The following is a 25,323-nucleotide window of genomic DNA, read 5'->3' as shown; positions in this document are numbered from 1 at the left end:
GAACGTCTCCCCCAAGGAATGGTTGAGAAAGGACTGTTGCAATGCGGTTCCCTGGAAAAGTGGCAGCGGTGGCACTGGCCGTGGGAATGCTGCCAAGCATCGCAGGCTTGGCGCATGCGGCTCCGCTTCACGTAGCATCGACGCCGTACAGCTGGAAGAATGTGGAGATCGCCGGCGGCGGATTTGTTCCTGGCATTATTTTTAACACCAAAGAAAAAGATCTGATCTACGCCCGCACCGACATCGGCGGCGCGTACCGCTGGGATCCTGCGGCCAAGCGCTGGGTGCAGCTGCTGAACTGGGTGGGAGCCGCCGAGTGGGGCCTCTCCGGCATCTCTAGCCTGGCGACCGACCCGGTAGATCCCAACCGAGTCTACCTGGCGGCGGGCACGTACACCAATAGCTGGGAATCGACAAACGGCGCGATCCTGCGCTCGACCGACCGTGGCAACACATGGCAGCGCACCAGCCTACCCTTCAAGCTGGGCGGCAACATGCCTGGGCGCGGCATGGGCGAGCGCCTAGCGATCGACCCGAACAAGAACAATATTATCTTCTTTGGCGCGCCCAGCGGCAATGGCCTGTGGAAGAGCAGCGACTACGGCGTGACCTGGGCCAAGGTGACTAGCTTCCCCAACCCCGGCAACTATATCGCCGTGCCCGGCGATGCCTACCAGGGCGACACCCCCGGCGTGCTGTGGGAGACCTTCGTGCCCAGCACGGGCGCGGCGGGCAGCGCCACCCAGACGATCTACGCGGGCGTGGCCGACACCGCCAGCAGCATCTACCGCTCGACCGACGGCGGCGCGACCTGGGCGGCGGTGGCGGGGCAGCCCACCGGCTTCCTGCCCCACCACGGCGTGCTGGCCGCCGACGGCAACCTCTACATCAGCTACAGCAATGGCGGCGGCCCCTACGATGGCACATCCGGCGATGTCTGGAAGCTGAACACCGCCACCGGTGCGTGGACGCGGATCAGCCCGGTGCCCTCCACCAGTTCGGATCTGTACTACGGCTACGGCGGCATCGCCGTGGATGCGCAGCACCCCCAGACGATCATGGTGGCCGCGCTCAACTCGTGGTGGCCCGACACTATCATCTTCCGCAGCACCGACGCGGGCGCGACTTGGACGCGGATCTGGGACTGGACCAGCTACCCCAGCCGCTCGCTGCGCTACACCATGGATATCAGCAGCTCGCCCTGGCTGAACTTCGGCAACACCAACCCGGTCGATCCGGTGCCTGCGGTGAAGCTGGGCTGGATGGTGGAAGATCTGGAGATCGACCCCTTCAACTCCGACCGCATGATGTACGGCACCGGCGCGACGATCTACGGCACCGATAACCTCACCAACTGGGACGCTGGCACCAAGATCACGATCAAGCCGGTGGCCCATGGTATCGAGGAGACCGCCGTGCTCGATCTGGTCAGCCCGCCGAGCGGCACGGCGCACCTCTACAGCGCGCTGGGCGACATCGGCGGCTTCCGCCACGACGACCTCACCAAGGTGCCCTCGGCCATGTACTCCATCCCGTTTGCTGGGTCGAACACCAGCATCGACTATGCCGAGCTGAAGCCAGAGTTCCTGGTGCGCGTCGGCAACGGCGACACCGCCAGCGGCGTGCAGAGCTCGGCGTTCACCTACGACGCGGGCGGCAACTGGTTCAAGGGCAACAGCGACCCGTCGGGCATCTCCGGCGGCGGCACGGTGGCGGCGGCGGCGGACGCCAGCCGCGTGGTCTGGGCACCGGTGGGCGCGTCGGTCTCCTACTCGACCGACAACGGCAACACCTGGATCGCCGCCACCGGCATCCCCTCCGGCGCACAGGTCGCATCCGACCGCGTGAACCCCAAGAAGTTCTACGGCTTTGCCAACGGCACGGTCTACGTCAGCACCAACGGCGGCGTGAGCTTCACGGCCTCGGCGCAGGCTGGCCTGGCCACCGCAGGTAAGGTCAAGGCCGTGCCCGGCATCGAGGGCGACGTGTGGCTGGCAGGCACCACCGGCGGCCTCTGGCACTCGACCGACAGCGGCGCAACCTTCACCAAGCTGGCGAATGTCGACGCCGCCGATGTGGTGGGCTTCGGCAAGGCCGCCCCTGGGCAGAGCTATATGGCCATCTACATCTCGGGCAAGATCGACGGCGTGGCGGGCTTCTTCCGCTCGGATGACGGTGGCGCGTCGTGGCTGCGCATCAACGACGACCAGCACCAGTACGCATCCACCAACACCGCGATCACCGGCGACCCGCGCATCTACGGGCGCGTCTATATCGGCACCAATGGCTACGGCATCGTGTACGGCGACATCGCGGGCAGCACGCCCACCAGCACGCCGGTGACCAGCACGGCCACGCCGACCGGCGGCACGCGCACGGCCACGCCGACCTACACCGCCACGCCGACCGGCGGCACGCGCACGGCCACGCCGACGTATACGGCCACCACCACGGCCACGCGCACCGCCACGGCCACGGCCACGCGCACGGCTACGCTGACGCCCACGCGCACCGCCACGGCCACGCCCACCGTCACGCTCACACCCACGGCCGTGACGCCAGGCACCGCCAGCTGCCAGGTGACCTACACCGTGGCCAGCCAGTGGGGCAGCGGCTTTATCGCCGATGTAGTGGTGAAGAACACCGGCAGCACGGCGATCAGCAGCTGGTCGCTGTCGTGGGCCTTCCCCGGCGATCAGCAGGTCAGCAACTCGTGGAACGCCGTCTCGTCGCAGACCGGCGCGGGCGTGGTGATGACCAACGCTGGCTGGAACAGCACGATCGCGGCGGGCGGCACGGCCACGTTTGGCTTCCAGGCCAGCTACAGCGGCACCAACACCGCGCCCGCCAGCTTCACGCTGAACGGCACGGCCTGCACCGTCGCGCCGTAGCGCTCGATGGGCTGGTGCGATGGTCGGGGCTGATCTGCCTATGAGGGCGAGCGCGGGAACCGCCAAAAAACACCTGCGCACTCGCTCGGCCAGAGGCCCGGCAGCTTCGACCGTCGCCCTTGCCCCGGCGCTGCCATAGCGGCCCGCTATGGCAGCGCCACCCTTGGAACTCGCACGATCGCTTTCGCAATCTCTGCTTGGGTATCTGCCGCGCTGATTCAGAAAGCCAATGGCGGCTGCAGCGGGGGAGGTTGTGGGGCCTCTTTTGGAGCGAAATGAGAATGCCTATGAAATGGCTACAGCGAGCATCTCTTTTTTCTATTGCGCTTGTTACCGCACTTGTTAGCTCGTTTCCGCAGGCCCAGGCCCAGGCGACGCTGCCCTATAAGAACGCGCAGCTTCCCGTGGCCGACCGCGTGGCCGACCTGCTCTCGCGCATGACGCTGGATGAGAAGATCGGCCAGATGACCCAGGCCGACAGCAGCGCCGTGCCAAACCCAGGCGACCTGACGACCTATGGCCTCGGCTCCATCCTCAGCGGCGGCGACTCGACCCCATCCAGCAACACGCCCACCGCCTGGGCCGACATGGTCGACCGCTACCAGACGGCGGCCATGCAGAGCCGCCTGGGCATCCCCATGCTCTACGGCATCGACGCGGTCCACGGCAACAGCAAGGTGGTGGGCGCGGTGATCTTCCCGCACAACATCGGCCTAGGCGCGACCCGCAACCCCGATCTGGTCAAGCAGATCGGGGCGGCCACCGCCGAGGAGGTCTACCCCATCGGCGTGCGCTGGACCTTTGCGCCCTGCCTGTGCGTGGCCCGCGACGAGCGCTGGGGCCGCACCTACGAGTCGTTTGGCGAAGATCCCGAGATCGCCACATCCATGGTGCCGATCATCGACGGCTACCAGGGCACCAGCCTGAGCAGCCCCAACACGGTGCTGGCCAGCGCCAAGCACTACCTGGCCGACGGCGGCACCGCCTGGGGCAGCGCGAGCACCGGCCTCGATCAGGGCAACGCGACCATGAGCGAGTCCGAGCTGCGGCGCATCCACCTGGCCCCCTTCGTCGAGGCGGTCAAGCACAACGTCGGCACGATCATGCCCTCGTACAGCAGCTGGAATGGCACCAAGATGCACGCCAACGCCTACCTGCTGACCGATGTGCTGAAGGGCGAGCTGGGCTTCAAGGGCTTTGTGATCTCGGACTGGGCCGCCATCGACCAGATCCCGGGCGACTACGCCAGCGATGTGCGCACGGCGGTTAACGCGGGCGTGGACATGGTGATGGTGCCCGATAAGTACCCCACCTTCATCAGTACGCTGCGCTCCGAGGTGCAGGCTGGCCGTGTGACCACCGCCCGCATCAACGATGCGGTGAGCCGCATCCTCACCAAGAAGTTTGAGCTGGGTCTGTTCGAGAAGCCCTACGCCGACCGCACCAATATCGGCAATATTGGCTCGCAGGCCCACCGCGACCTGGCCCGCAAGGCGGTGCGCGAGTCGCTGGTGCTGCTGAAGAACGCCCAGAGCCTGCTGCCGCTCTCGCCCTCGGCGGGCAAGATCTTGGTGGCCGGGAAGAGCGCCGATGATATCGGCATGCAGTCGGGCGGCTGGACGATCAGCTGGCAGGGCAAGAGCGGCAACATCACCCCTGGCACCACCATCCTGCAGGGCATCCGCAGCGCGGCCTCCGGCAGCCAGGTCACCTATGTGCGCAACCCCAGCTCGTCGCAGGTGAGCGGCTACAACGTGGGCGTGGTGGTGGTGGGCGAGTCGCCCTACGCCGAGATGCACGGCGATGACGCCGACCTCTCGCTCGACGCCGAGGATACCGCCACGGTGCAGCGCGTGTGCGCGGCCATGCCCTGCGTGGTGGTGCTGGTCTCGGGCCGCCCCATGATCGTGAACACCCAGATCGACCAGTCGCGGGCCTTTGTGGCGGCCTGGCTGCCCGGCACCGAGGGCGCTGGCGTGGCCGATGTGCTGTTCGGCGCGGCCAACTTCACCGGCAAGCTGCCCATGACATGGCCGCGCAGCATGAGCCAGATCCCGATCAACGTGGGCGATGCCAGCTACGACCCGCTGTTCGCCTATGGCTACGGCCTGAGCTACAGCACCGCGCCCACCGCCACGCCCACCAGCGTGCCGCCCACCGCCACCAGCACCGCTCTCCCCACAGCGACGCCGGTGCCGCCCACGGCCACGCCTACCGCTACCCGCACCAGCACGCCCACCGTCGCGCCGGGCACGCCCACCAGCACCAGCGTGCCACCCACGGCCACGGCTGTTCCGCCCACCGCTACGCCTATCCCGCCCACCGCCACGCCGGTGCCTGGCACCTGCGGCACCGCCAACCTGGCGCTGGGGCGCACCGCCAGCGCCTCGACGGTGGAGGACACCAGCACCTACGCGGCCTCGGCGGCGGTCGATGGCAACGCTACCACGCGCTGGTCAAGCGCGTTTAGCGACCCCCAGTGGCTGCAGGTCGATCTGGGCAGCACCCAGAGCCTCTGCCGCGTGCGTCTGGTCTGGGAGGCCGCCTACGCCACCGCCTACCAGGTGCAGGTGTCGAATGACGCCAGCAGCTGGACCACCATCGCCAATGTGACGGGGAATGTGGGCGGCACCAACGACCTCGCCATCAGCGGCAGCGGGCGCTACCTGCGCGTGTACGGCACCGCCCGCGCCACCGCCTACGGCTACTCGCTCTACGAGCTTGAGGCCTATGGTACGGGCAGCGCGCCCACGGCCACGCCCGTGCTCCCCACGGCCACGGCGCAGCCCAGCACCCCCACGGCCACGGCGCAGCCCAGCACCCCCACCGCAACGCCGCAGGCGGGCGCGGGCTGCCAGGTGGCCTATGTGATCAACAACCAGTGGGGCCAGGGCTTCACGGCGGATGTTACAATCAAGAACACCGGCGTGAGCGCGATCGGCGGCTGGACGTTGGCCTGGACGTTTGGCGGCAATCAGCAGATCTCGAACGCCTGGAACACCACGCTGACCCAGACCGGCGCGAGCGTGAGCGCCAAGGACTACGGCTGGAACGGCAGCATCGCCCCCGGCGCTACGGCTACGTTTGGCTTCCAGGCCAGCTACAGCGGCACCAACGCCAAGCCCACCAGCTTCACAGTCAACGGTGCCGCCTGCTCGGTCGCGCCCTAGGTATCGGACATGCAGCCCGCTGCCCACGCTGGCAGCGGGCTGCGCAGATCTTTCCAAGAGTAAAGAAAGAAATCCATGCGACGACACACAACCTCCGCCATTCGGCTTGGCGCTACGCTGCTGGCCACATCGCTGCTAGCTGGCGCGCTGCCGGGCCACATGGCGCTCGCCGCGCCCGCCGCCGACCCGGCAGCCAATGAGCGCGTGACCAACGGCACCTTCGACACCGACGCCTACGGCCCCTGGTGGGGCAGCGCCAACACCGCGCTGGATGTGGTGGATGGCAAGCTCTGCGTGGATGTGGCGGGCGGCACGGCCAACCCCTGGGATGCCATGATCGGCCAGAGCAACGTGCTGCTGGAAAATGGCGAGTCCTACCTGTTCTCCTTCGAGGCCTCGGCCAGCGCGCCCACCTCGGTGCAGACCACGGTGCAGATCGGCGAGTCGCCCTACACCGCCGCGCTGGCCCAGCGGGTGGATGTCGGCACCGCGCCGCAGAGCTTCTCCTTCCCGTTCACGTCGAATATCGGCACCAGCACCGGCCAGGTCACCTTCCAGATGGGCGGCGGCGCGGCGGTGACGGTCTGCCTTGACAACATCTCGCTGCTGGGTGGCCAGGGCACCCCGCCCACCTACGAGCCGGACACCGGCCCGCGCGTGCGGGTGAACCAGCTGGGCTACGCGCCCGGCCTGCCCAAGCGCGCCACCGTGGTGACCGACAGCGCCACGCCGGTGGCCTGGGAGCTGCGCAACAGCGCTGGCGCAACCGTGATGAGCGGTTCAGCCGCCGAATACGGCTATGATGCGGCCTCCGGCGACACCGTGCAGCGGATCGACTTTTCCAGCTACGCTGGCACTGGCAGCGGTTTCACGCTGGTGGCCGATGGCGAGACCAGCTACCCCTTCACCATCGCCAGCACGCTCTACGACACGCTGCGCTACGACGCGCTGGCCTACTTCTACCACAACCGCAGCGGCATCCCGATCGAGGCGCAGTACGTGGGCGAGCAGTACGCCCGCCCGGCTGGCCACGTGGGCATCGCGCCCAACCAGGGCGACACCAGCGTGCCCTGCGCCGCCGATGTGCCCTGCGACTACCGCCTGGATGTCTCGGGCGGCTGGTACGACGCGGGCGACCAGGGCAAGTATGTGGTGAACGGCGGCATCTCGGTCTGGATGCTGCAGAACCAGTACGAGCGGCTGTCCAAGGTCGACCGCGCGGCCCTGGCCGACTTCGGCGATGGTGCGCTGCAGATCCCCGAGCGCCAGAACGGCGCGCCCGACCTACTGGATGAGGCCCGCTGGGAGATGGAGTTCCTGCTGAAGATGCAGGTGCCCGCCGGTCAGCCGCTGGCTGGCATGGCCCACCACAAGATGCACGACGCGAACTGGACCGGCTTCCCCATGCGGCCCGACCTCGACTCGCAGCCGCGCGTGCTGCGCCCGCCGAGCACCGCCGCCACGCTGAACCTGGCCGCCGCCGCCGCGCAGTGCGCCCGTGTCTGGCAGCCCTACGACGCGGCCTTCGCCGACCGCTGCCTGGCCGCCGCGCAGACTGCCTGGCAGGCCGCCCTGGCCCACCCCAGCGTGCTGGCCCCGGCCAGCGATGGCACCGGCGGCGGCGCGTACAACGACACCGATGTGAGCGACGAGTTCTACTGGGCCGCCGCCGAGCTGTTCGCCACCACCGGCGAGGCGCAGTACCACAGCTTCATGGCTGGCTCGCCCCACTACGCCCTGAAAACGCTGCCAAACGGCATCTACTGGGGCGCGGTCGCGCCGCTGGGCGATCTCTCGCTGCTGCTGGCCGAGCAGCGCCTGACCCCCGCCGAGCGCCAGACGGCGCTGGCCTCGCTCACCAGCTACGCCGACGCGCAGCTTGCCACCATCGGCGGGCAGGGCTACCCCGCCGCCACCAGCACCTTCTACTGGGGCTCGAACTCCGACATCCTCAACCGCCTGCTGCTGGTGTCCGCCGCCTACGACTACACCGGCGCGCAGAAGTACCTGGATGGCGTGGCCGAGGGCTTCGACTACATCCTGGGACGCAACGCGCTCAACCACTCGTACGTCACCGGCTACGGCACGGTCTCCTCGCAGAACCAGCACCACCGCTTCTGGGCGCACCAGACCGACGCGGCCTACCCCAACCCCGCGCCTGGCGCGATCTCGGGCGGCGCGAACAGCGGGCTGGATGACCCCTATGTTCAGAAGCTGCTGACCGGCTGCAAGCCGCAGAAGTGCTTTATCGACCACATCGACTCGTACTCCACCAACGAGGTGGCGATCAACTGGAATGCCCCGCTGGCCTGGGTGGCGGGCTTCCTGAGCAGCAAGGCCCACACCGCCCCGCTGGCGACCAGCCTGTGCGCCAGCCCGGTCGACCTGGCCGCCAGCGGCAGCTACGACGTGGCAGCGGGGGGCACCTGCTTCCGCTACACCAACATGTCGTTTGGCAAGGGCGGCCTGTTCAATGTGCGCAACCTATCGCTGGGCGCGACCAACACCGTGCTCTGGCAGGGGGTGCGCGACCAGAACGAGCGCAACTGCTCGCTGCAGAGCGCCAAGCTCAGCGGGATGGGCGGGCAGGTCAATAATATCGCCGTGGCACGCAGCGCAGATGGCGCGATGTACCTGATTGTAAAGGGATCTATCGCTAATCGCGTGCAGATATCTGTTGTGGACTGGCGCAATGGAAGTGGCTGCTAGTCCATCGGCTTGTTTATAGGGAGAAAGGTTTACCATGCGCAGGAGATTGACTACGCTGAGCTACAGCGGCATCGCTCTGATGCTCTGTTCGCTCGTCTTCTCCATCGTCTCGCTGGCGGGCGCGCCCATGGCACGCGCGGCAGGGTCGGTGGTGCTGTACGATGAGGCGCTCGCAAGCGGCTGGGAGAACTGGTCGTGGGGCACCACGACCGACTACGCCAACACCGCGCCGGTGCACAGCGGCTCGGCCTCGCTGGCCGTCACCTACACGGGGGAGTGGTCCGCGCTGTACCTCCATGGGAGTGCGGCCATACCTGCCGATACCTATAGCCTGCTCTCGTTTTGGCTTAACGGCGGCGCCAGCGGGAATCAGAACATCAGCGTGAAGCTGGTGAGCGGCGAGGGTGATTTCAGCACCGGCGTCACGCTCGCGCGCCCCGCTGCCAACACCTGGGCCCACTACGAGCTGCCGATCGCCTCGCTGGGCGAGGTGCCCGACATCCTCGGCATCGTGTTCCAGGACAACACGGGCGGCCCTCAGCCGGTGTACTACCTGGACGAGATCACGCTTGGCCAGCTGGTGCAGCCCACCGCTGGGCCGACCCTGACGCCCACGCCCATGCCCGCCACGCCCGCGCCCTCCGGCTCGGTCTCGATCGCGATCGACCCCTCCGCCGACCGCCACCCGATCAGCCCCTACATCTACGGCGTGAACCAGGACTTCGCGAACGTCGACGCGCTGCCCTTCCGCCGCATGGGTGGCAACCGCATGACCGGCTATAACTGGGAGAACAACGCCTCGAACGCTGGTAGCGACTACATCTACTCCAGCGACAGCTACATGTGCACCGACCAGAGCGTGCCGACCAGCCAGTGCAGCCTGCCGGGTGCGGTGGTCTCCAAGTTCCAGGACCGGTCGATCGCCCAGGGCGCGTACTCGCTGGCCACCCTGCAGATGGCCGGCTACGTGGCCCGCGACAAGAACGGCACCGTCACCGAGGCCGAGACCGCACCATCGGCCCGCTGGGACCAGGTGGTGTTCGCCAAGGGCGCGCCCTTCACCACCACCCCGGTGCTGACCGATGGCGTGGTGTACATGGATGAGTTCGTCAACTTCCTGGTGAAGAAGTATGGCCCCTCGACCTCGGCCACCGGCGTGAAGGGCTACTCGCTCGACAACGAGCCGGCGCTGTGGTCGAGCACCCACGTGCGCATCCACCCCAGCCAGCTGACCTACAGCGAGATCGTTTCGCGCTCGATCGGGCTGGCCTCGGCGGTCAAGGGCGTCGACCCCAACGCCGAGATCTTCGGCCCCGCCGCCTACGGCTTCGCCGAGTATCTTAACCTGCAGAGCGCGCCCGACGCGGCCACCGAGGGCGCGGGCTATCGCTGGTTCCTCGACTACTACCTGGCCAAGCTGCGCGCCGCCGAGACCCAGCACGGCAAGCGCCTGCTGGATGTGCTCGATCTGCACTGGTACCCCGAGGCCAAGGGCGATGGTGTGCGCATCACCACCGCCGACGCGGGCAGCAATGCCACCCGCAGCGCCCGTATGCAGGCCCCGCGCACCCTGTGGGACCCGACTTACACCGAGGATAGCTGGATCGCGCAGTGGAACTCTAGCTTCCTGCCCCTGCTGCCCAATGTCCAGCAGTCGATCGACACCTACTACCCGGGTACCAAGCTGGCCTTCACCGAGTTCGACTACGGCGGCAGCGTGGACATCTCGGGCGGCATTGCCAACGCCGATGTGCTGGGCATCTTCGGCAAGTACAATGTCTACGCCGCCTCGCACTGGGGCAACGACCCGAACTATGTGGCCGCCTCGTACAAGCTGTTCCGCAACTACGACGGCAACCACAGCACCTACGGCAGCACCAACGTTCGCGCCACCACATCCGACACGGCCAACACCTCGGCCTACGCGTCGCTGAATGAGGATGGCTCGAAGCTGCACATCATCCTGCTGAACAAGAACTTCACCAGCTCGCTGACGGGCAACTTCAGCATCGCTGGCAGCACCCAGTACGGCAGCGGCGATGTCTGGGGCTTCAACCAGTACACCAGCAACATCTTCCACGACGGCACGATCAGCGCGGTCAGCGGCAACAGCTTCTCGTATGTTATCCCGCCGCTCACGGCCTTCCACATCGTGCTGAACGCCAGCGGCACCGTGCCGACCAGCACCGCCACAGTCATCGCCACCAACACCGCTACGGCCACGGCTACTGCAACGCGCACCGCCACCCCCACGGTCACGGTGACGCGCACCGCCACCCCCACGGTCACCGTGACGCGCACCAGCACGCCGACCGTGACCACGACGCGCACCGCCACGCCCACGGTCACCATGACGCCGACCCGCACCAGCACGCCGACCGTGACGCCGACTGCTGGGACGGGCACCTGCCAGGTGACCTACACGATCAGCAGCCAGTGGGGCACCGGCTTCACCGCCGATGTGGCGATCAAGAACACCGGCAGCGCCGCGCTGAGCAGCTGGTCGCTGGCGTGGAGCTTCGCGGGCAACCAGCAGATCTCGAATGCCTGGAACACCGCGCTGACCCAGACGGGCGCGGGCGTTGTGGCCAATAACATGCCCTACAACGCCAGCATCGCGCCGGGGGCGAGCACCAGCTTTGGCTTCCAGGCCAGCTATAGCGGCACCAACGCCAAGCCCGCCAGCTTCACGCTGAACGGTACGGCCTGCACCGTCGCACCGTAGGATTCGATCGCCCAGGGGCATGGTGGCTACGAAGGCCGCCATGCCCTTTGGCATCAAAGAGATCGCTAAAGGAAACACTATGGCTTATTCATCTTCTGCGCAGAAAAAGCGGTCGCGCGCGCTGCCGATCCTATCGGCGCTGGTGCTGATCGTGCTCTTGTTGCCATCGTTTATCGTTCAGCCGCCTACCGCAAATGCGGCGGGAGTCGGTTTCTGGCACACCAGCGGCAGCCAGATCCTCGATTCGCAGAACCAGCCGGTGCGCATCACTGGCATCAACTGGTTTGGCCTTGAGACGCCAAACTACGCCCTGCACGGCCTGTGGGCGCGCAACTACCGCGATGTGCTCGACCAGATCAAGAGCCTGGGCTTCAACACCCTGCGCCTGCCCTACTCCAACCAGCTGTTCGACGCGAGCAGCACGCCCAACAGCGTGGATGCCGTCCAGAACCCCGAGCTACAGGGCCTGAGCGGCCTGCAGATCATGGACAAGGTGATCGAGTACTCGGGCAAGATCGGCCTGCGCATCCTGCTGGATCGCCACCGCCCCGACTCCGGCGGTCAGTCCTCGCTCTGGTACACCAGCAAATATTCCGAGGCCCGCTGGATCAGCGACTGGGAGATGCTGGCCGCCCGCTACCAGGGTAACCCCACCGTGATCGGTGCCGATCTGCACAACGAGCCGCACGCCCCCGAGGCCTGCTGGGGCTGCGGCGATACCACCCGCGACTGGCGGCTGGCCGCCGAGCGCGCGGGCAACGCCATCCTCGATGTCAACCCCAACTGGCTGATCTTTGTCGAGGGCGTCAGCTGCTTTGGCGTGAACGGCGACGTTCAGCCGCCAGTGTATGGTGGCACCGCCGACTGCAACTGGTGGGGCGGCAACCTGCAGGGCGCGAAGGACTACCCGGTGCGCCTGAATGTGCCAAATCGCCTGGTCTACGCCCCCCACGAGTACGCCACCTCGGTGGCCTCGCAGTCGTGGTTCTCCGACCCGACCTACCCGGCCAACATGCCCGCGATCTGGGACAAGAACTGGGGCTACCTGCACAAGCAGAACATTGCCCCGGTGATGATCGGCGAGTTCGGCTCGCGCCTGACCGCCGAGGTTGACCAGATCTGGCTGACCGAGCTGATGAAGTATATGGGCAAGGGTACCGGTGGTATCGGTTTCACATACTGGTCGCTCAACCCCAACTCGGGCGATACCGGCGGCATCCTCAGCGATGACTGGACCAGCGTCGACACCGTGAAGTACAACTATCTGAAGGACTACCTGCTGCCGCTGGATCTGGCGGTGCCAGCCACTGCGACGCCCACCCAGGATCCCAATCAGCCTACCGCCCAGCCTGTCAGCGGCCTGAAGGTACAGTACAAGGCTGGCGAGGCAAGCGCTACCACCAGCCAGGTCAAGCCGCACATTAAACTGATCAATGGCGGCACCACGGCGGTGAATCTCTCCGACCTGACCGTGCGCTACTGGTACACCACCGATGGCGCCGCTGGGCAGAGCACCTTCTGCGACTACGCGCTGATCACCTGCGCGGCGGTGACCACCAAGTTCACCAGCATGGCCACCCCCGCCGATGCCGCGAACGGCTATCTGGAGGTGGGCTTCACCAGCGCCGCTGGTACGCTGAGGAGCGGCGGCGACACCGGCGACATCCAGCTGCGCGTGGTGCGCTCCGACTGGGGCGCGCTGACCCAGACCAACGACTACTCGTTTGACGCCACCAAGACCGCTTACGCCGACTGGAATCGCCTTACGGTCTACTATAAGGGCAGCCTGATCTATGGCGTCGAGCCGACCGTCGCTGCGGTCACGGTCACGCCCACGGCCACGCGCACTGCTACTGCTATCGCTACGGCCACCCGCACGGCCACGCCAGCGACGGCGACCGCCACGGGCATCCCGGCCACCGCGACGCGCACGCCGACGCCAGCGACGGCCACGGCCACGGGCATCCCGGCCACCGCGACGCCCACCGCCGTGGTGCCGACAAGCGTCGGTGCTGGCTGCCAGGTGACCTATAGCATCACCAACCAGTGGAACACTGGCTTCCAGGCCGATGTGACGATCAAAAACACCAGCACGAGCGCGATTAGCGGGTGGACGCTGGCCTGGAGCTTTGCCAATGGCCAAGCCGTTTCCAACGCCTGGAATGCGACCGTGACCCAGACCGGCGCAAGCGTGAGCGCCAAGGATGGCGGCTGGAACGGCAGCATCGCGCCGGGCGGCACGGCCAGCTTTGGCTTCCAGGGCAGCTACAGCGGCAGCAACGCCAAGCCCGCCAGCTTTACGCTGAATGGAGTGGCCTGCACACAGTAGCATTACTGCTATACATAACCTACAAGCAAAGCGGCATCAGAACTTCTGGTGCCGCTCTTTTGTGTTGTTTAATGAACAGAATGAACACCGATGCTAACATCGGTAGTAGAAAGACACTTTGTCCGATTAGAAAGAGATATTTCTAGGGTAGAAGCAAATGGGAGGAACTTCCCTATTTGAAAAATGAACGTGATTGTGTATCATGGGGAGACAACACTGTTTCAAACAAATGTTCAGGTTTTTTGGAATATTTTGTGTCTAGAAGAAATTGTGATAATGTTCTCATAACGGCCTTGGATATAATCGGTTGTTGGTTAGGTTGTTACGGTATATCTATGCTTTTTCTTTTGCTAGAAAGGCATAGGCCAAGGTTTTGTTAGGAACTCATTGTAGAGTATTTTGGCACAAGTGGGACTCTGCTATTGTGTAGGTTTAGCCATCTTAGTATAATGCCTTCACAAAGCTGGCAACCATTTTTCCCGGCCAAGATCTTCTTGTAACAGCGACCATCAATGATGAGGTCCAAAGTGACTAAACTTACGCTGTTTTTACTTGGCCAACCTCGCGTCGAGCGCGATGGCATCCCCCTCGAAGTTGACACACGGAAGGCGATCGCGCTCCTAAGCTATCTTGCGGTCACCCACAAACACCATAGCCGCGACGCGCTCGCGGTATTTCTCTGGCCGGAGTACAGCCAGTCTCGCGCCTATGCCAACTTGCGACGTACGCTCTGGTCGCTGAACAAAGCCTTGGCCGGGCAATCCCTGGATGTTGGCCGCGAGACCATCGGGCTGCTGCATACCGAGCTTGATATCTGGATCGACGTCGATCACTTTTTGGCCCTGATCGCAAGCTGCAAGCAGCATGGCCACGCCGAGCACGAGCTCTGCCCGCTCTGTCTTGAGGCTCTGACCGATGCCGTCGCGCTCTACCGCGACGACTTCATGCACGGCTTCTCGCTGTCGGACAGCGCCGAGTTCGATGAGTGGCAGTTTTTTCAGTCCGAGAGCATGCGCCGCATGCTGGGCAACGCGCTTGAGCGCCTCGTCTATGGCCATAGCCTGGCCGGGCAGTTCGAGGCCGCCATCACCTATGCCCGCCGCTGGCTGGCGCTCGACCAGCTGAACGAGGTGGCGCAGCGCACCCTGATGCGCCTCTACGCCTGGAGCGAGCAGTGGAGCGCCGCCCGCCGCCAGTATCAGGAGTGCGTGCGCGCCCTGGATGAGCAGCTGGGCGTGCCCCCGCAGGAGGAGACCCAGCAGCTCTACGAGGCGATCAAGCTGCAGCAGGTGCCGCCCGCCGAGCACTCGCAGCCCTTCACGCTGCTGGCATCCAGCCCGGCCACGCCCGCCGAGCCGGTGAGCGCGCTGCTGCCCGAGGCCCACCGCCACCACCTGCCCGCGCTCAGCGGCTCGTTCTTTGGCCGCACCGAGGAGCTGAAGTCGATCGCGCGGCTGCTGGGCAACCCGGCCTGCCGCCTGCTGACCTTGGTCGGCCCCGGCGGCATCGGCAAGACGCGGCTGGCGGTCGAGGCGGCCTACCAGGCCCTGGCCTCCTTTAGCCATGGGGCGCACTTTGTACCTTGCTCGGGCGTCAGCTCCGAGGCGGCGCTGACCACGGCGATCGCTGATTCGCTGAACTTCTCGTTCTACAGCGGCCCCGACCCCAAGCAGCAGCTGATCAGCTACCTGCGCCAGAAGCAGCTGCTGCTGGTGATCGACAACGCCGAGAACCTGGGCGCAAGCGTGGGCCTGCTGGCCGAGCTGCTGAGCAACGCGCCGAATCTGGTGATCATGGTCACCTCGATCGAGCGGCTGAACCTGAGCGAGGAGTGGACATCCGAGATCCACGGACTGGAGCTTCCCGAGCGCGCCGACGACCTGCGGGCCGCCGAGTATGGGGCGGTGCAGTTTTTTGAGTATAGCGCCCACCGTGTGCGGGCCGACTTTGCGCTGAGCGATGAGAATGTGGCCGATGTGGTGCGGATCTGCCACTTGGTAGGCGGCATGCCGCTGGGGATCGAGCTGGCCGCCAGCTGGCTGCGTGTGCTCTCGTGCCGCGAGATCGTGCAGGAGGTGGAGCGCAACCTGGATTTCCTGGCCACGTCGCTGCGCGATGTTCCCGCGCGCCACCGCAGCATCCGTGCGGTGTTCGAGTACTCGTGGCAGATCCTCTCCGAGGAAGAGCAGCATGTGCTGCGCAGCCTGTCGGTGTTCTGCGTCGGTTTCTGCCGCGACTCGGCCAAGGAGGTGGCCTCGGCCACGCTGCCCATGCTCATGGGCCTGGTCGACAAGTCGCTGCTGCGCCGCAACCCTTCGGGCCACTTCGAGATGCTGAACGTCATCCGCCAGTACGCTGGCGAGAAGCTGCGCGAGGCCGACCCCGAGCAGATCTACGAGCGCCACAGCGCCTTCTTCACCACCATGCTTGAGCGCTGCGGCCCGCAGCTGACCAGCGGCAACCACCAAGAGGCGCTGGGCGAACTGAAGCAGCGGCTGGAGGATATCCGGGCGGCCTGGCGCTGGATGATCGACCACCATAGCGACCGCAGCCAGCTGTTTGCCTACTACCTCTACCAGTTCTACGAGATGCAGAGCCTGTTTCTGGAAGGCGAAGAGGTGTTCCACACCATGGCCGATCGGCTGGCGGCCCAGCGCACCAGCCCGCTGGCGGCCCAGCACGCCGATTCGGTGCCGCTGCTGCAGCACCAGATCCGCCGCGCGGGTATGGCCTATCGTCTAGGTATGCACGAGCGCGCAGTCGAGCTGCTGGAATATGCCCTGCCGCTGTTTCGCGAACGCCAGATGGCCAGCGAGGTGGCCTTCTGCCTCACCTACCTGGGCGACATTGCCCGCATCACCGGTGCGTATGATCGGGCCCAGGCTCTGCTGAATGAGGGACGCGTGATCTGCCAGCAGCTGGGCAACCGGCTGCTGCTGGCACGGGTGAGCACAAACCTGGGGATTGTGTATGGGTGGTTAGGCGAGTATTTGCAGGCACGCACTCTGTTTCAGGAGAGCCTTGACATCTCGCGCCTGCTGGGCGACCTGTGGGGCACCACGCGGGCCTTTATCAACCTGGGCACGATCGCGCTGTACCTGAGCGAGTACGACGAGTCGTGGCGCAAGCTGCAGGAAAGCCTGGCCCTGGCTAAGCTGCTGCACGATCAGTACAATATCGCGATCTCGCTGAACAACCTGGGCAGCGTGGCCTACGAGCTAAAAGAGTATGTGAAGGCCCGCCAGTTTCAATACGAAAGCCTGCAGATCTGCTATGAGATCGGCTATCGGCTGGGGCTGGCCCATACCCTGATCGATCTGGGCAAGGTGGATGTGGCGCTGGGCGATACCGAGACCGCCTGGCATTCATTCCGCGCCGCCCTCCAGTTTGCAGTTGACCTGCGGGCCATCCCGCTGGCGCTCGACATCCTGGTGGAGCTGGCCAGGCTAGTGCAGGATGACGATCCGGCCCACGCCAGCGCGATTATTGGCGCGGTTATGAACCACCCTTCGAGCAACCCCGAGGTGCTGGAGGTGGCGCAGGGCCTGGCGGCGGCGCTGCACGAGCGGGTGGCGGCCTTTGGTGATTCCGAAGCCATGCAGCCGAATTTCGACTCGATTGTCTCGTTGCTGCTGAATGAGCCGCTGGCTTTGACGCGGCTCGGCCTGCCGCCCATGGTGGGGGTGCGCCTGTGATCGGGCAGGTGCGCCGCTGTGCTGGGTGCATGCATGTGTGAAGTTGTTTTATAAACCGTGAAGATTTTGCTTAATAAATCATTAAAATTCTATTTGACATTTATCAGGGCAGCGCATATACTATAGCCGTTCTCCATTAATGCTATTTCAACTGTTTGGCCGCTGGCTGGCAGTTACCCTCCAACCAAAGACCCGTAACTTGGCCATATTTCTATGGCTTACGAGGCTTGTTTTCTTTTGTGTGGTGTAATATTTTGTCGCTGGTGACAAGTATGGACATTCTCTCCTTGTGATAAGGCTTGGAATGCTATGCCGAAGTGGCATAGACGCCGCTGCGCTTTGGGGCGTAGTGGCGATACGATGACGTATTGCTCTCAGCATTGTGAACAATCGTTTACTAAACAGATAATCATTCTGTTATAAGATGAACCTGTTCACGTCGCCTGAGATGACGCCTTCTTTCATGGGAATGTTGCTTCCCAATGTGCTGCGGGACAATGAGATCGAATACCAAGAATCATTCTTGCACGGCTTCTCAGCTTTTCCTTGGCTAACAGATCTCTTATGCTCGCCAGTTATCAGGTTCACGTGCATGAGATCAAAGGAGAATCCTATGCTAACGCAAGCTGCACGCACCTTCCCTCAGCATCGTACCAGCATGTTTTCTATGCTGTGTGTCGCCTTTCTCTGCCTTGTCGGCCTTCCCCCATCCATGGCGCTCTCGGCCAGCGAGCTGCCGATCAACGACGCGTTGCAGGCGAGCGCCCAGCAGCGGCCTGCCAGCACCATGCGCGTGATCGTCCAGACCCTGGGCGATACCAACTATGTGCGCAGCGCGATCACCGGCCTGGGCGGCACGGTGCAGCGTGAGTTCCATATTGTGCCCGCGCTGCTGGCCGAGATCCCGGCCCGCTCGCTGGATGCGCTGGCGCGCACCGAGGGCGTCCACTGGATCTCCAGCGACACCCCGGTGAAGAGCAACCAGTGCCAGCAGTGCGTCGACCCGACCTTTTTGCGCAGCGCCTATGCGCAGAGCGTGGGGGCCGACCGGCTCTGGAACGAAGGCCCCAAGTACCTGCAGGGCCAGGGCGTGGGCGTGGTGGTGCTGGATAGCGGTGTGAATCCCTTCAATGACTTCTACACGATCAGCGGCAATTCTCGCTTGGTCTCCTCGGTCCGCTTCAACGAGGGCTACAACCAGAGCGTGTTTGACGCCTTCGGCCACGGCAACCACATCGCTGGCATCATTGGCGGCAATGGCCGCGAGTCGCAGGGCCGCTATATCGGCATTGCGCCTGGGGTCAACCTGATCAATGTGAAGGTGGCCGACAACGACGGCAGCTCGCTGACATCGAACCTGCTGGATGGCCTAGAGTGGATCATTGCCAACAAGGATACCTACAACATCCGCGTGGTGAATGTCTCGCTGAATAGCACCGAGAATGAGTCGTACCATGTGAACGTGCTGGATGCGGCGCTTGAGGTGCTGTGGAACCAGGGCGTGGTGGTGGTGGTCTCGGCGGGCAATTTCGGCGGTGGCGCGCTCTACCCGCCTGCCAACGACCCGTTCCTGATCACAGTGGGCGCGGCAGATGATCGGGGCACGCCCAGCCTGGCCGATGACGCGGTGGCCTCGTTCTCCTCGTATGGGGTGACGTCGGATGGCTTTGCCAAGCCCGATCTGGTGGCCCCCGGCGTGAATCTGGTGAGCTTTATGGGCGGCAATGGCCCGCTGCTGGCCGCGCAGCACCCTGATCATGTGGTGGAAAGTGTGTACTTCCGCATGTCGGGCACGTCGATGGCGGCTCCGGTGGTGTCGGGCGCGGTGGCGCTGCTGCTGCAGAGCGATCCCTCGCTGACGCCGGACGAGGTGAAGTACCGCCTGATGTCGACGGCGCGCCCGTTTGGCCTGGGTGGAAACGCTGGCGCTGGCTACCTGGATGTGTACGCGGCGGTGCACGCCAGCGGGAAGGCGACCGCGAACGATGGCGTGCCGGTGAGCCAGCTGACCTGGCAGATCGCAGGCAACACGCTGGACTCGTGGTACGACGTGAACTGGTCAAGCGTGCGACAGTTCAGCTCGGTGCGACAGTTCAGCTCGGTGCGACAGTTCAGCTCGGTGCGACAGTTCAGCTCGGTGCGACAGTTCAGCTCGGTCTATCACGGCAGCGACTACTGGGGCAACTAGCTCCATCGGTTGATAGCGGTTGACTGAGGCAGGCGCGGGGGCTATCCCCGCGCCTGTTTTTTGCCTAGCGATGCTGAAACTGGGCGGCGGCCCGCACAAAGCGTGTGGCCAGCTCGGGCATGGCTAGGAAGTGGAGATGGACATATGAGGCGATGGTCTGGCCCACCTGCGCGCCCTCGGCGCGGGCCTGGGGGCGCAGCGCGTCGGGCTGGATCTGGTAGGGTGCGGGGTGCTGGCCCGCGCCGCCCCAGGTGGAGTAGTGGAACTCGTGGCCGCGCATGGCCTCGCCAGCGCGCCACAGCCAGCTGTCGCGCTGGGCGCATAGCGTGCGATAGCCCAGGGTGAGCCGTGTGGTCATCTCGGATCGCCCCTGTAGTGCGCCGACCATGGGGAATCTGCGGCCCTCGGCATCCACTACTGCCTCGGTTAGGTACATCAGGCCGCCGCACTCGGCATAGATCGGCATGCCCGCCTGCGACGCGGCGGCGATGGCCTGGCGCATGGGGGCGTTGGCGGCGAGCTGCTGGGCGTATAGCTCGGGGAAGCCGCCGCACAGGTAGATGGCGCTGGTGCCTTGGGGCAGCGCGGCGTCGCGCATGGGGCTGAATAGGCGCACCTGCGCCCCGGCGGCGGTCAGCAGCTCCTCGTTTTCGGGGTAGCGGAAGCTGAAGGCCTCGTCGGCGGCGACGGCGATGGTGGGCGCTGGCCCGCCGAGCGCGGCTGGCTGCGGCGGGGCGCGCCACGCGAGCGGCGGCGCGCTGCGGGCGATCTGGAGCAGCTGGTCGATGTCGATGCTTGACGTAACACGCTCGGCCATCGCATCCAGCCACTGCTGCCAGCGGCCATCCTCGGCGGTGGGCACGAGGCCCAGGTGGCGCTCGGGCAGCGTGATCTGCTCGTCGCGCAGCAGCTGGCCGAGCACGGGCAGCCCTAGCTCGCCCTCGATGGCCTGGGCGACCATGGCGGCGTGGCGCTGGCTGCCCGCGCGGTTGAGGATGACCCCGGCCACGCCCAGGCGGGGGTCGAAGTCGCGCAGGCCCTTGACCAGAGCGGCGGCAGTGCGGGCCATGGAGCGCACATCCAGCACCAGCACTACTGGCGAGCTAGTTAGGCGGGCGATGTGAGCCGTGCTGCCGGTATCGTCATCGCCCGCGTAGCCGTCGAACAGGCCCATCACGCCCTCGACCACGGCCATGTCGGCACCGTGGGCGCGGCGGGCCAGGATGCCAGCGATCTGCTCAGGCGGCAGCATCCAGGCGTCCAGGTTGGCGCAGGGCCTGCCCGCCGCCAGCGCGTGGTAGCTGGGGTCGATGTAGTCTGGCCCGCACTTGAACGGCGCGACCGCCAGCCCGCGCCGCACCAGCGCGGCGATCAGACCGGCGGCGATGGTGGTCTTGCCGCTGCCGCTCATGGCGGCGGCCAGCACCAGGCGCGGCATGGGCGTGCGCTGCATCACTCTCCATCCTCCAGATCGAAGAAGCCCTCGCCCAGGCCGCTGGGCTGGAACCAGCTGATTTTGGCGTGCATTGCGGCCACCTCGCCCACCACCAGCACCGACGGCGTGGGCAGCGGACGCTCGCGGTATCGCTGGGGCAGGCTGGCCAAGTCGGCCAGCAGCGTCTGCTGCTGCTCGGTCGCGCCGCGGCTGACTAGTAGCGCTGGCGTCGCAGGGGCGCGGCCAGCCTCGATCAGCGCGGCGCAGATCTGATCGAGCCGCTTGACCCCCATCAGCACCACCAGGGTGGGAATGCGGGCTAGCGCGGCCCAGTCGGTGGCGTCGGCGGCAGCGCCCGGGGCGGTGTGGCCGGTGACCACCGCGAACGCCGTGCTGACGCCGCGCTGGGTGACGGGCACGCCCGCGTAGGCCGGGGCTGCCAGCGCCGAGGACACGCCTGGCACGATCTCGAAGGGCAGCCCAGCCTCGGCCAGGGCTAGGGCCTCCTCACCCGCGTGGCCGAATACGCAGGGGTCGCCGCCCTTCAGCCGCACCACCTGATATCCCGCCCGCACCTGCTCGACGACCAGCGCGCTGATCGCATCCTGGCGCATCACGTGGCGGTCTGGGCCTTTTCCCACAAAGATGCGTGTGGCGTGCTGCGGCAGCTCCTCCAACAGCTCGGGTGCGATCAGCCGGTCGTAGATGACCACATCGGCGGCGCGCAGCAGGTTCAGCCCCCGCACCGTGATCAGATCGGCGCGGCCCGGGCCAGCGCCCACCAGGTAGGCCTTGCCGCTCATGGCTGCCCCCGCTGCTCTAGCTTGCGCTCGAAGCCGCGCGGCGTGGCCATGCCCCCGGCGATGGCGTAGCTCTGGCTGTTGCCCACCAGCACCAGCGTGAACATGTCGACCTGCTCGGGGTCGAGCTGGGCCAGCGTGGTGATGGTGATGGTCTCATCGGGGCGCGAGACGTTGCGGGCCAGGGCGACGGGCGTGGTGGGCGGGCGGTGCTGGCGCAGGATGTCGAGCGAGCGGGCCAGCTGCCAGTCGCGGCCCTTGCTGCGCGGGTTGTAGAACGAGATCACGAAGTCGCCCTCGGCGGCGGCCTGCACGCGCCGCTCGATCACCTCCCAGGGCGTGAGCAGGTCGCTCAGGCTGATGGTGCAGAGATCGTGGGCGATGGCCGCGCCCAGCCGTGCCGAGGTCATCTGGAAGGCGCTGACGCCGGGCAGCACCTCCACCGCTGGCGCGCTGCCCTGCCAGCCACGGTCGCGCAGCAGCTCGAACACCGGCCCGGCCATGGCGTAGATGCCGATGTCGCCGCTGCTGATCAGGGCCACGTGGCGGCCTGCGGCGGCCATATCGATGGCCTCGCCAGCGCGGGCCATCTCGTCGCCCATGCGGCTCTCGATCACCTGCTGCCAGGGTGCGAGCAGCGGGCGCACCTGCTCGATGTAGACGCGGTAGCCGATCACCACCTGGGCCGACTGGAGCGCGGCGCGGGCGGCCAGGGTCATCTGCTGCAGGTCGCCTGGGCCGATGCCGATCAGGCTGAGGCGCTGGGTCTGCTCCCGGCTGCTCGTTAGGGCTAGGGCCACGGTGCAGCGCTCAAACGAGCGCTTGGGCACGACCAGCGGCCCGCCCGCTGCGATCTGGGCGCACGGCTCGGCCACGCCCGGGATGTCGAAGCGCTGCTGGGCGGCGCTGGGGCTGAAGCCTGCCGGATCGAGCGCGGACAGCTGGGCGGTGGGGATGATGCGCAGCGGCAGCCGCAGCTCGCTGGCCAGCTCGCGCAGGCCCGGCTCGTCGGCCTTCAGCTCGGCGGTGGCTAGGGCGGCCAGCGCGGCGGGGTGGTAGCCCGCGTCGGCCAGGGTGGCCAGCAGCGCCGCGCGCAGCTCGGGCGCGGGCACGCCGCGCCGGCAGCCGATGCCTGCCACCAGCGCGGGCGGGGTGTAGCGGATGCTGGTGGGCCGGATGGTATCCCAGCAGGCCAGCGCGCGGTGGCTCACGGCCAGCGCGGCGGGGTAGGCGGCCAGCTCCTCAGGGCTGGCCACCTCCTCAATGGATGGGCACTCGGCCAGCCAGCCGCGCACCTGCTCGGCCTGCTCTTTCAGCTCGGGGTCGATGAACAGGCCCAGAGTCTCGCCGTTCACCAGCGCGGCCATGGCGTGGGTGGTGGCGCTGCCCGGCTCGATCTGCCAGCCGTGCTCCTTGCCCAGCCCGTCGAGGGCAGGCAGGCCCTGGGTGTCGCTGGCGGTGGTGATAGCGGCCTGCCCGCCGGTGATCTGGGCCACGCGCAGCGCCAGGGCGTTGGCCCCGGCCTGGTGCCCGCCGATCAGCGGGATGACCCACTGCCCGCCCTCATCCAGGCATAGCACGGCGGGGTCGCTGGCCTTGTCGCCCAGCATGGGCGCGCAGGCCCGCGTGGCGATGCCGGTGGCCATCACCAGGATGAGCGCGCTGCACTCGGGCCAGCGCCGCCGCACCTCATCCAGCACCGAGCCATGGTAGTGCGCCGCACCGGCGGGGGCCGACCACGCGCTGGGCACGGCCAGATCGGCCCCCAGCGCCAGCGCGATGCGCGCGGCCAGCTGGCTGCCCCGGCGCGTGCGGGCCACCACGGCGATCTTCTGGCTACTCATCGCCGCCCCCCTCGCCCCGCCGGAAGCGGTGGGTGTAGCTGCGGTCGTAGAGGTTGCTGGTGGTGCTCACCTTGCTGCCCGTCAGCGCCGACTCCAGCGCGGGGCTGACCAGGATGAGCGCCTGGCGGGTGTAGCCCGCCTCGCGCACCTTGTCGGCGATGTCGCCCAGGGTGCCCAGCACCATGCTCTCGTCGGGCCAGGTGACGCGGTGCAGCACTGCCACGGGGCTGTCGGCGGTGTAGCCGCCGCTGGCGATCAGCTCCTCGGCCACACGGCGGATGCGGGTGATGCCCAGGTAGATGGCCAGCGAGGCCCCGTGGGCGGCCAGCCCCACCAGGCTCTCGCGCTCGGGCATGGGCACGCGGCCAGCGGCGCGGGTGAGGATGATGCTCTGCACCACCTCGGGCACGGTCAGCTCCACGTTCAGGCGGGCGGCGGCGGCGAAGGCCACCGTGACGCCCGGCACGATCTCGTAGGGGATGCCCAGGCCGTCGAGCGCGGCCATCTGCTCGTGGGTCGCGCCGTAGAGCGCGGGGTCGCCGCTGTGCACGCGGGCCACCACCTGGCCTGCGGCGGCGGCCTCCTGCATCAGGTCGATCATCTGGCCCAGGTGCATCTCGGACGAGCCGATGATCCGGGCCTCGGGCTTGCGGTTGATCGCGGCCACGGTCTCATCGACCAGGCTGTCGGCGTAGAGCACTAGGTCGGCCTGGGCGATCACGTCGTGGCCGCGCATGGTGATCAGGTCGGGAGCGCCCGGGCCAGCGCCTACAAAGTAGACGGTGCCGGGGGTGACGGTGTAGGTCATGATTTCCTCACAATAACGATGGAGAAGTACGAGCACTCCTGGCCGCGCAGCTCGCGCAGGTCGCGCACCAGCCGCTGCTCGGGCAGGCCCACGCGCTCGGCGAAGACGGCGTTTTCCAGCATGCCGATGGACTCAAGCGTGTCGATCACATGGCCGATCCGGCGGCCAACCTTCATCAGCACCACGGTCTCGAACTGCTCGACCAGGTGGCGCAGGTCATCGGCGTCGCTGTTGTCGATGGCGGGGATGATCGCCACGCGGTCGCTGGTCGCGCCCAGCACCACCTGGGATGCGGCGGCGGCGGCGGCCACGGATGTGACGCCCGGGATGAAGTCGATCTGGATGTGCGGGGCGTCTTTGGCCAGCTCGGCCCAGATGTAGGTGAAGGTGCCGAACAGCAGCGGGTCGCCCAGCAGCAGGTAGGCACCCCGCGCCGCGCCGCCCTGGCCCGCCCGCTCGGCCAGCGCGGCGTGGATCTGGCCAGCCGCCGCCTGCCACGCCGGGGTCATCTTGGCGGCGTCGCGGGCCATCACCAGCCCTAGCTCCACCACCTGCTGATCGGGGCGCAGCCATGGGCGGGCGATCTGCAGCGCCAGGCTGCTCTCGCCGTCGCGGCTGCGCGGCACAAAGATGATGTCGGCGTCGGCGATGGCCCGCATGCCCTTGATCGTGATCAGGTCGGGGTCGCCGGGGCCGAGACCGACGACGGTGATGCGCTGGGTGGTCATG

At 66.5% G+C, this 25,323-nt stretch carries 12 protein-coding genes; 7 read left to right on the top strand and 5 right to left on the bottom strand.

Going from position 1 to position 25,323, the window contains the following annotated elements; genetic code table 11:
* The first annotated feature begins 41 nt into the window (after window positions 1-41).
* From F8S13_02525 to F8S13_02495, 7 genes are all read left to right on the top strand, one after another.
* Complete coding sequence (locus F8S13_02525) at window positions 42-2,891, top strand: xyloglucanase (protein KAB8145972.1); 2,850 nt, start codon at window positions 42-44, stop codon at window positions 2,889-2,891.
* Between the two features lie 281 nt (window positions 2,892-3,172).
* Window positions 3,173-6,061: a beta-glucosidase gene (locus F8S13_02520; protein KAB8145971.1), complete on the top strand. Its 2,889-nt coding sequence runs from the start codon at window positions 3,173-3,175 to the stop codon at window positions 6,059-6,061.
* A gap of 75 nt (window positions 6,062-6,136) precedes the next feature.
* The gene (locus tag F8S13_02515) at window positions 6,137-8,770 is read left to right on the top strand and encodes a glycosyl hydrolase family 5 (GenBank protein ID KAB8145970.1); all 2,634 of its coding nucleotides are present in this window, start codon (window positions 6,137-6,139) and stop codon (window positions 8,768-8,770) included.
* Between the two features lie 34 nt (window positions 8,771-8,804).
* Window positions 8,805-11,495: a hypothetical protein gene (locus F8S13_02510; GenBank protein KAB8145969.1), complete on the top strand. Its 2,691-nt coding sequence runs from the start codon at window positions 8,805-8,807 to the stop codon at window positions 11,493-11,495.
* 79 nt (window positions 11,496-11,574) lie between these two features.
* Window positions 11,575-13,824, top strand: coding sequence for a cellulase family glycosylhydrolase (locus F8S13_02505; GenBank protein ID KAB8145968.1), 2,250 nt, complete (start codon window positions 11,575-11,577; stop codon window positions 13,822-13,824).
* A gap of 512 nt (window positions 13,825-14,336) precedes the next feature.
* Window positions 14,337-17,519, top strand: coding sequence for a tetratricopeptide repeat protein (locus F8S13_02500; protein KAB8145967.1), 3,183 nt, complete (start codon window positions 14,337-14,339; stop codon window positions 17,517-17,519).
* Between the two features lie 424 nt (window positions 17,520-17,943).
* Window positions 17,944-19,707 (top strand): S8 family peptidase, encoded by a 1,764-nt coding sequence (locus tag F8S13_02495; protein KAB8145966.1) that lies wholly within the window; start codon window positions 17,944-17,946, stop codon window positions 19,705-19,707.
* A gap of 64 nt (window positions 19,708-19,771) precedes the next feature.
* Here F8S13_02495 and F8S13_02490 read toward each other — a convergent pair whose 3' ends face one another.
* The 5 genes from F8S13_02490 to cobI are packed head-to-tail and all read right to left on the bottom strand — an operon-like array spanning window position 19,772 to window position 25,322.
* Complete coding sequence (locus F8S13_02490) at window positions 19,772-21,160, bottom strand: cobyrinate a,c-diamide synthase (protein ID KAB8145965.1); 1,389 nt, start codon at window positions 21,158-21,160, stop codon at window positions 19,772-19,774.
* Entirely contained in the window at window positions 21,160-21,945 is a 786-nt protein-coding gene (gene cobA, locus F8S13_02485; protein KAB8145964.1) for a uroporphyrinogen-III C-methyltransferase, read from the bottom strand. Before cobA ends, F8S13_02490 begins: the two co-directional genes overlap by 1 nt.
* Window positions 21,942-23,786, bottom strand: coding sequence for a precorrin-3B C(17)-methyltransferase (gene cobJ, locus F8S13_02480; protein ID KAB8145963.1), 1,845 nt, complete (start codon window positions 23,784-23,786; stop codon window positions 21,942-21,944). Before cobJ ends, cobA begins: the two co-directional genes overlap by 4 nt.
* Window positions 23,779-24,594, bottom strand: a complete 816-nt coding sequence (gene cobM / locus F8S13_02475) for a precorrin-4 C(11)-methyltransferase (GenBank protein KAB8145962.1) — start codon at window positions 24,592-24,594, stop codon at window positions 23,779-23,781. The genes cobJ and cobM overlap by 8 nt, the downstream gene beginning before the upstream one ends.
* Entirely contained in the window at window positions 24,591-25,322 is a 732-nt protein-coding gene (cobI, locus tag F8S13_02470) for a precorrin-2 C(20)-methyltransferase (protein KAB8145961.1), read from the bottom strand. Before cobI ends, cobM begins: the two co-directional genes overlap by 4 nt.
* Between the last annotated feature and the right edge of the window lies 1 nt (window position 25,323).

Source organism: Chloroflexia bacterium SDU3-3 (genome assembly GCA_009268125.1).
GTDB lineage: Bacteria > Chloroflexota > Chloroflexia > Chloroflexales > Roseiflexaceae > SDU3-3.
Note: the sequence above shows the minus strand (reverse complement) of the source record. Positions and strands in the feature narration are given on the sequence as shown.

Excerpts from the sequence above, each read along its gene's own strand:
- cobI (KAB8145961.1), bottom strand. The coding sequence starts at position 25,322 with ATGACCACCCAGCGCATCACCGTCGTCGGTCTCGGCCCCGGCGACCCC.
- cobJ (KAB8145963.1), bottom strand. The coding sequence starts at position 23,786 with ATGAGTAGCCAGAAGATCGCCGTGGTGGCCCGCACGCGCCGGGGCAGC.
- F8S13_02495 (KAB8145966.1), top strand. The coding sequence starts at position 17,944 with ATGAACCTGTTCACGTCGCCTGAGATGACGCCTTCTTTCATGGGAATG.
- cobM (KAB8145962.1), bottom strand. The coding sequence starts at position 24,594 with ATGACCTACACCGTCACCCCCGGCACCGTCTACTTTGTAGGCGCTGGC.
- F8S13_02500 (KAB8145967.1), top strand. The coding sequence starts at position 14,337 with ATGATGAGGTCCAAAGTGACTAAACTTACGCTGTTTTTACTTGGCCAA.
- F8S13_02510 (KAB8145969.1), top strand. The coding sequence starts at position 8,805 with ATGCGCAGGAGATTGACTACGCTGAGCTACAGCGGCATCGCTCTGATG.
- F8S13_02505 (KAB8145968.1), top strand. The coding sequence starts at position 11,575 with ATGGCTTATTCATCTTCTGCGCAGAAAAAGCGGTCGCGCGCGCTGCCG.
- F8S13_02490 (KAB8145965.1), bottom strand. The coding sequence starts at position 21,160 with ATGCAGCGCACGCCCATGCCGCGCCTGGTGCTGGCCGCCGCCATGAGC.
- F8S13_02525 (KAB8145972.1), top strand. The coding sequence starts at position 42 with ATGCGGTTCCCTGGAAAAGTGGCAGCGGTGGCACTGGCCGTGGGAATG.
- F8S13_02515 (KAB8145970.1), top strand. The coding sequence starts at position 6,137 with ATGCGACGACACACAACCTCCGCCATTCGGCTTGGCGCTACGCTGCTG.
- F8S13_02520 (KAB8145971.1), top strand. The coding sequence starts at position 3,173 with ATGCCTATGAAATGGCTACAGCGAGCATCTCTTTTTTCTATTGCGCTT.
- cobA (KAB8145964.1), bottom strand. The coding sequence starts at position 21,945 with ATGAGCGGCAAGGCCTACCTGGTGGGCGCTGGCCCGGGCCGCGCCGAT.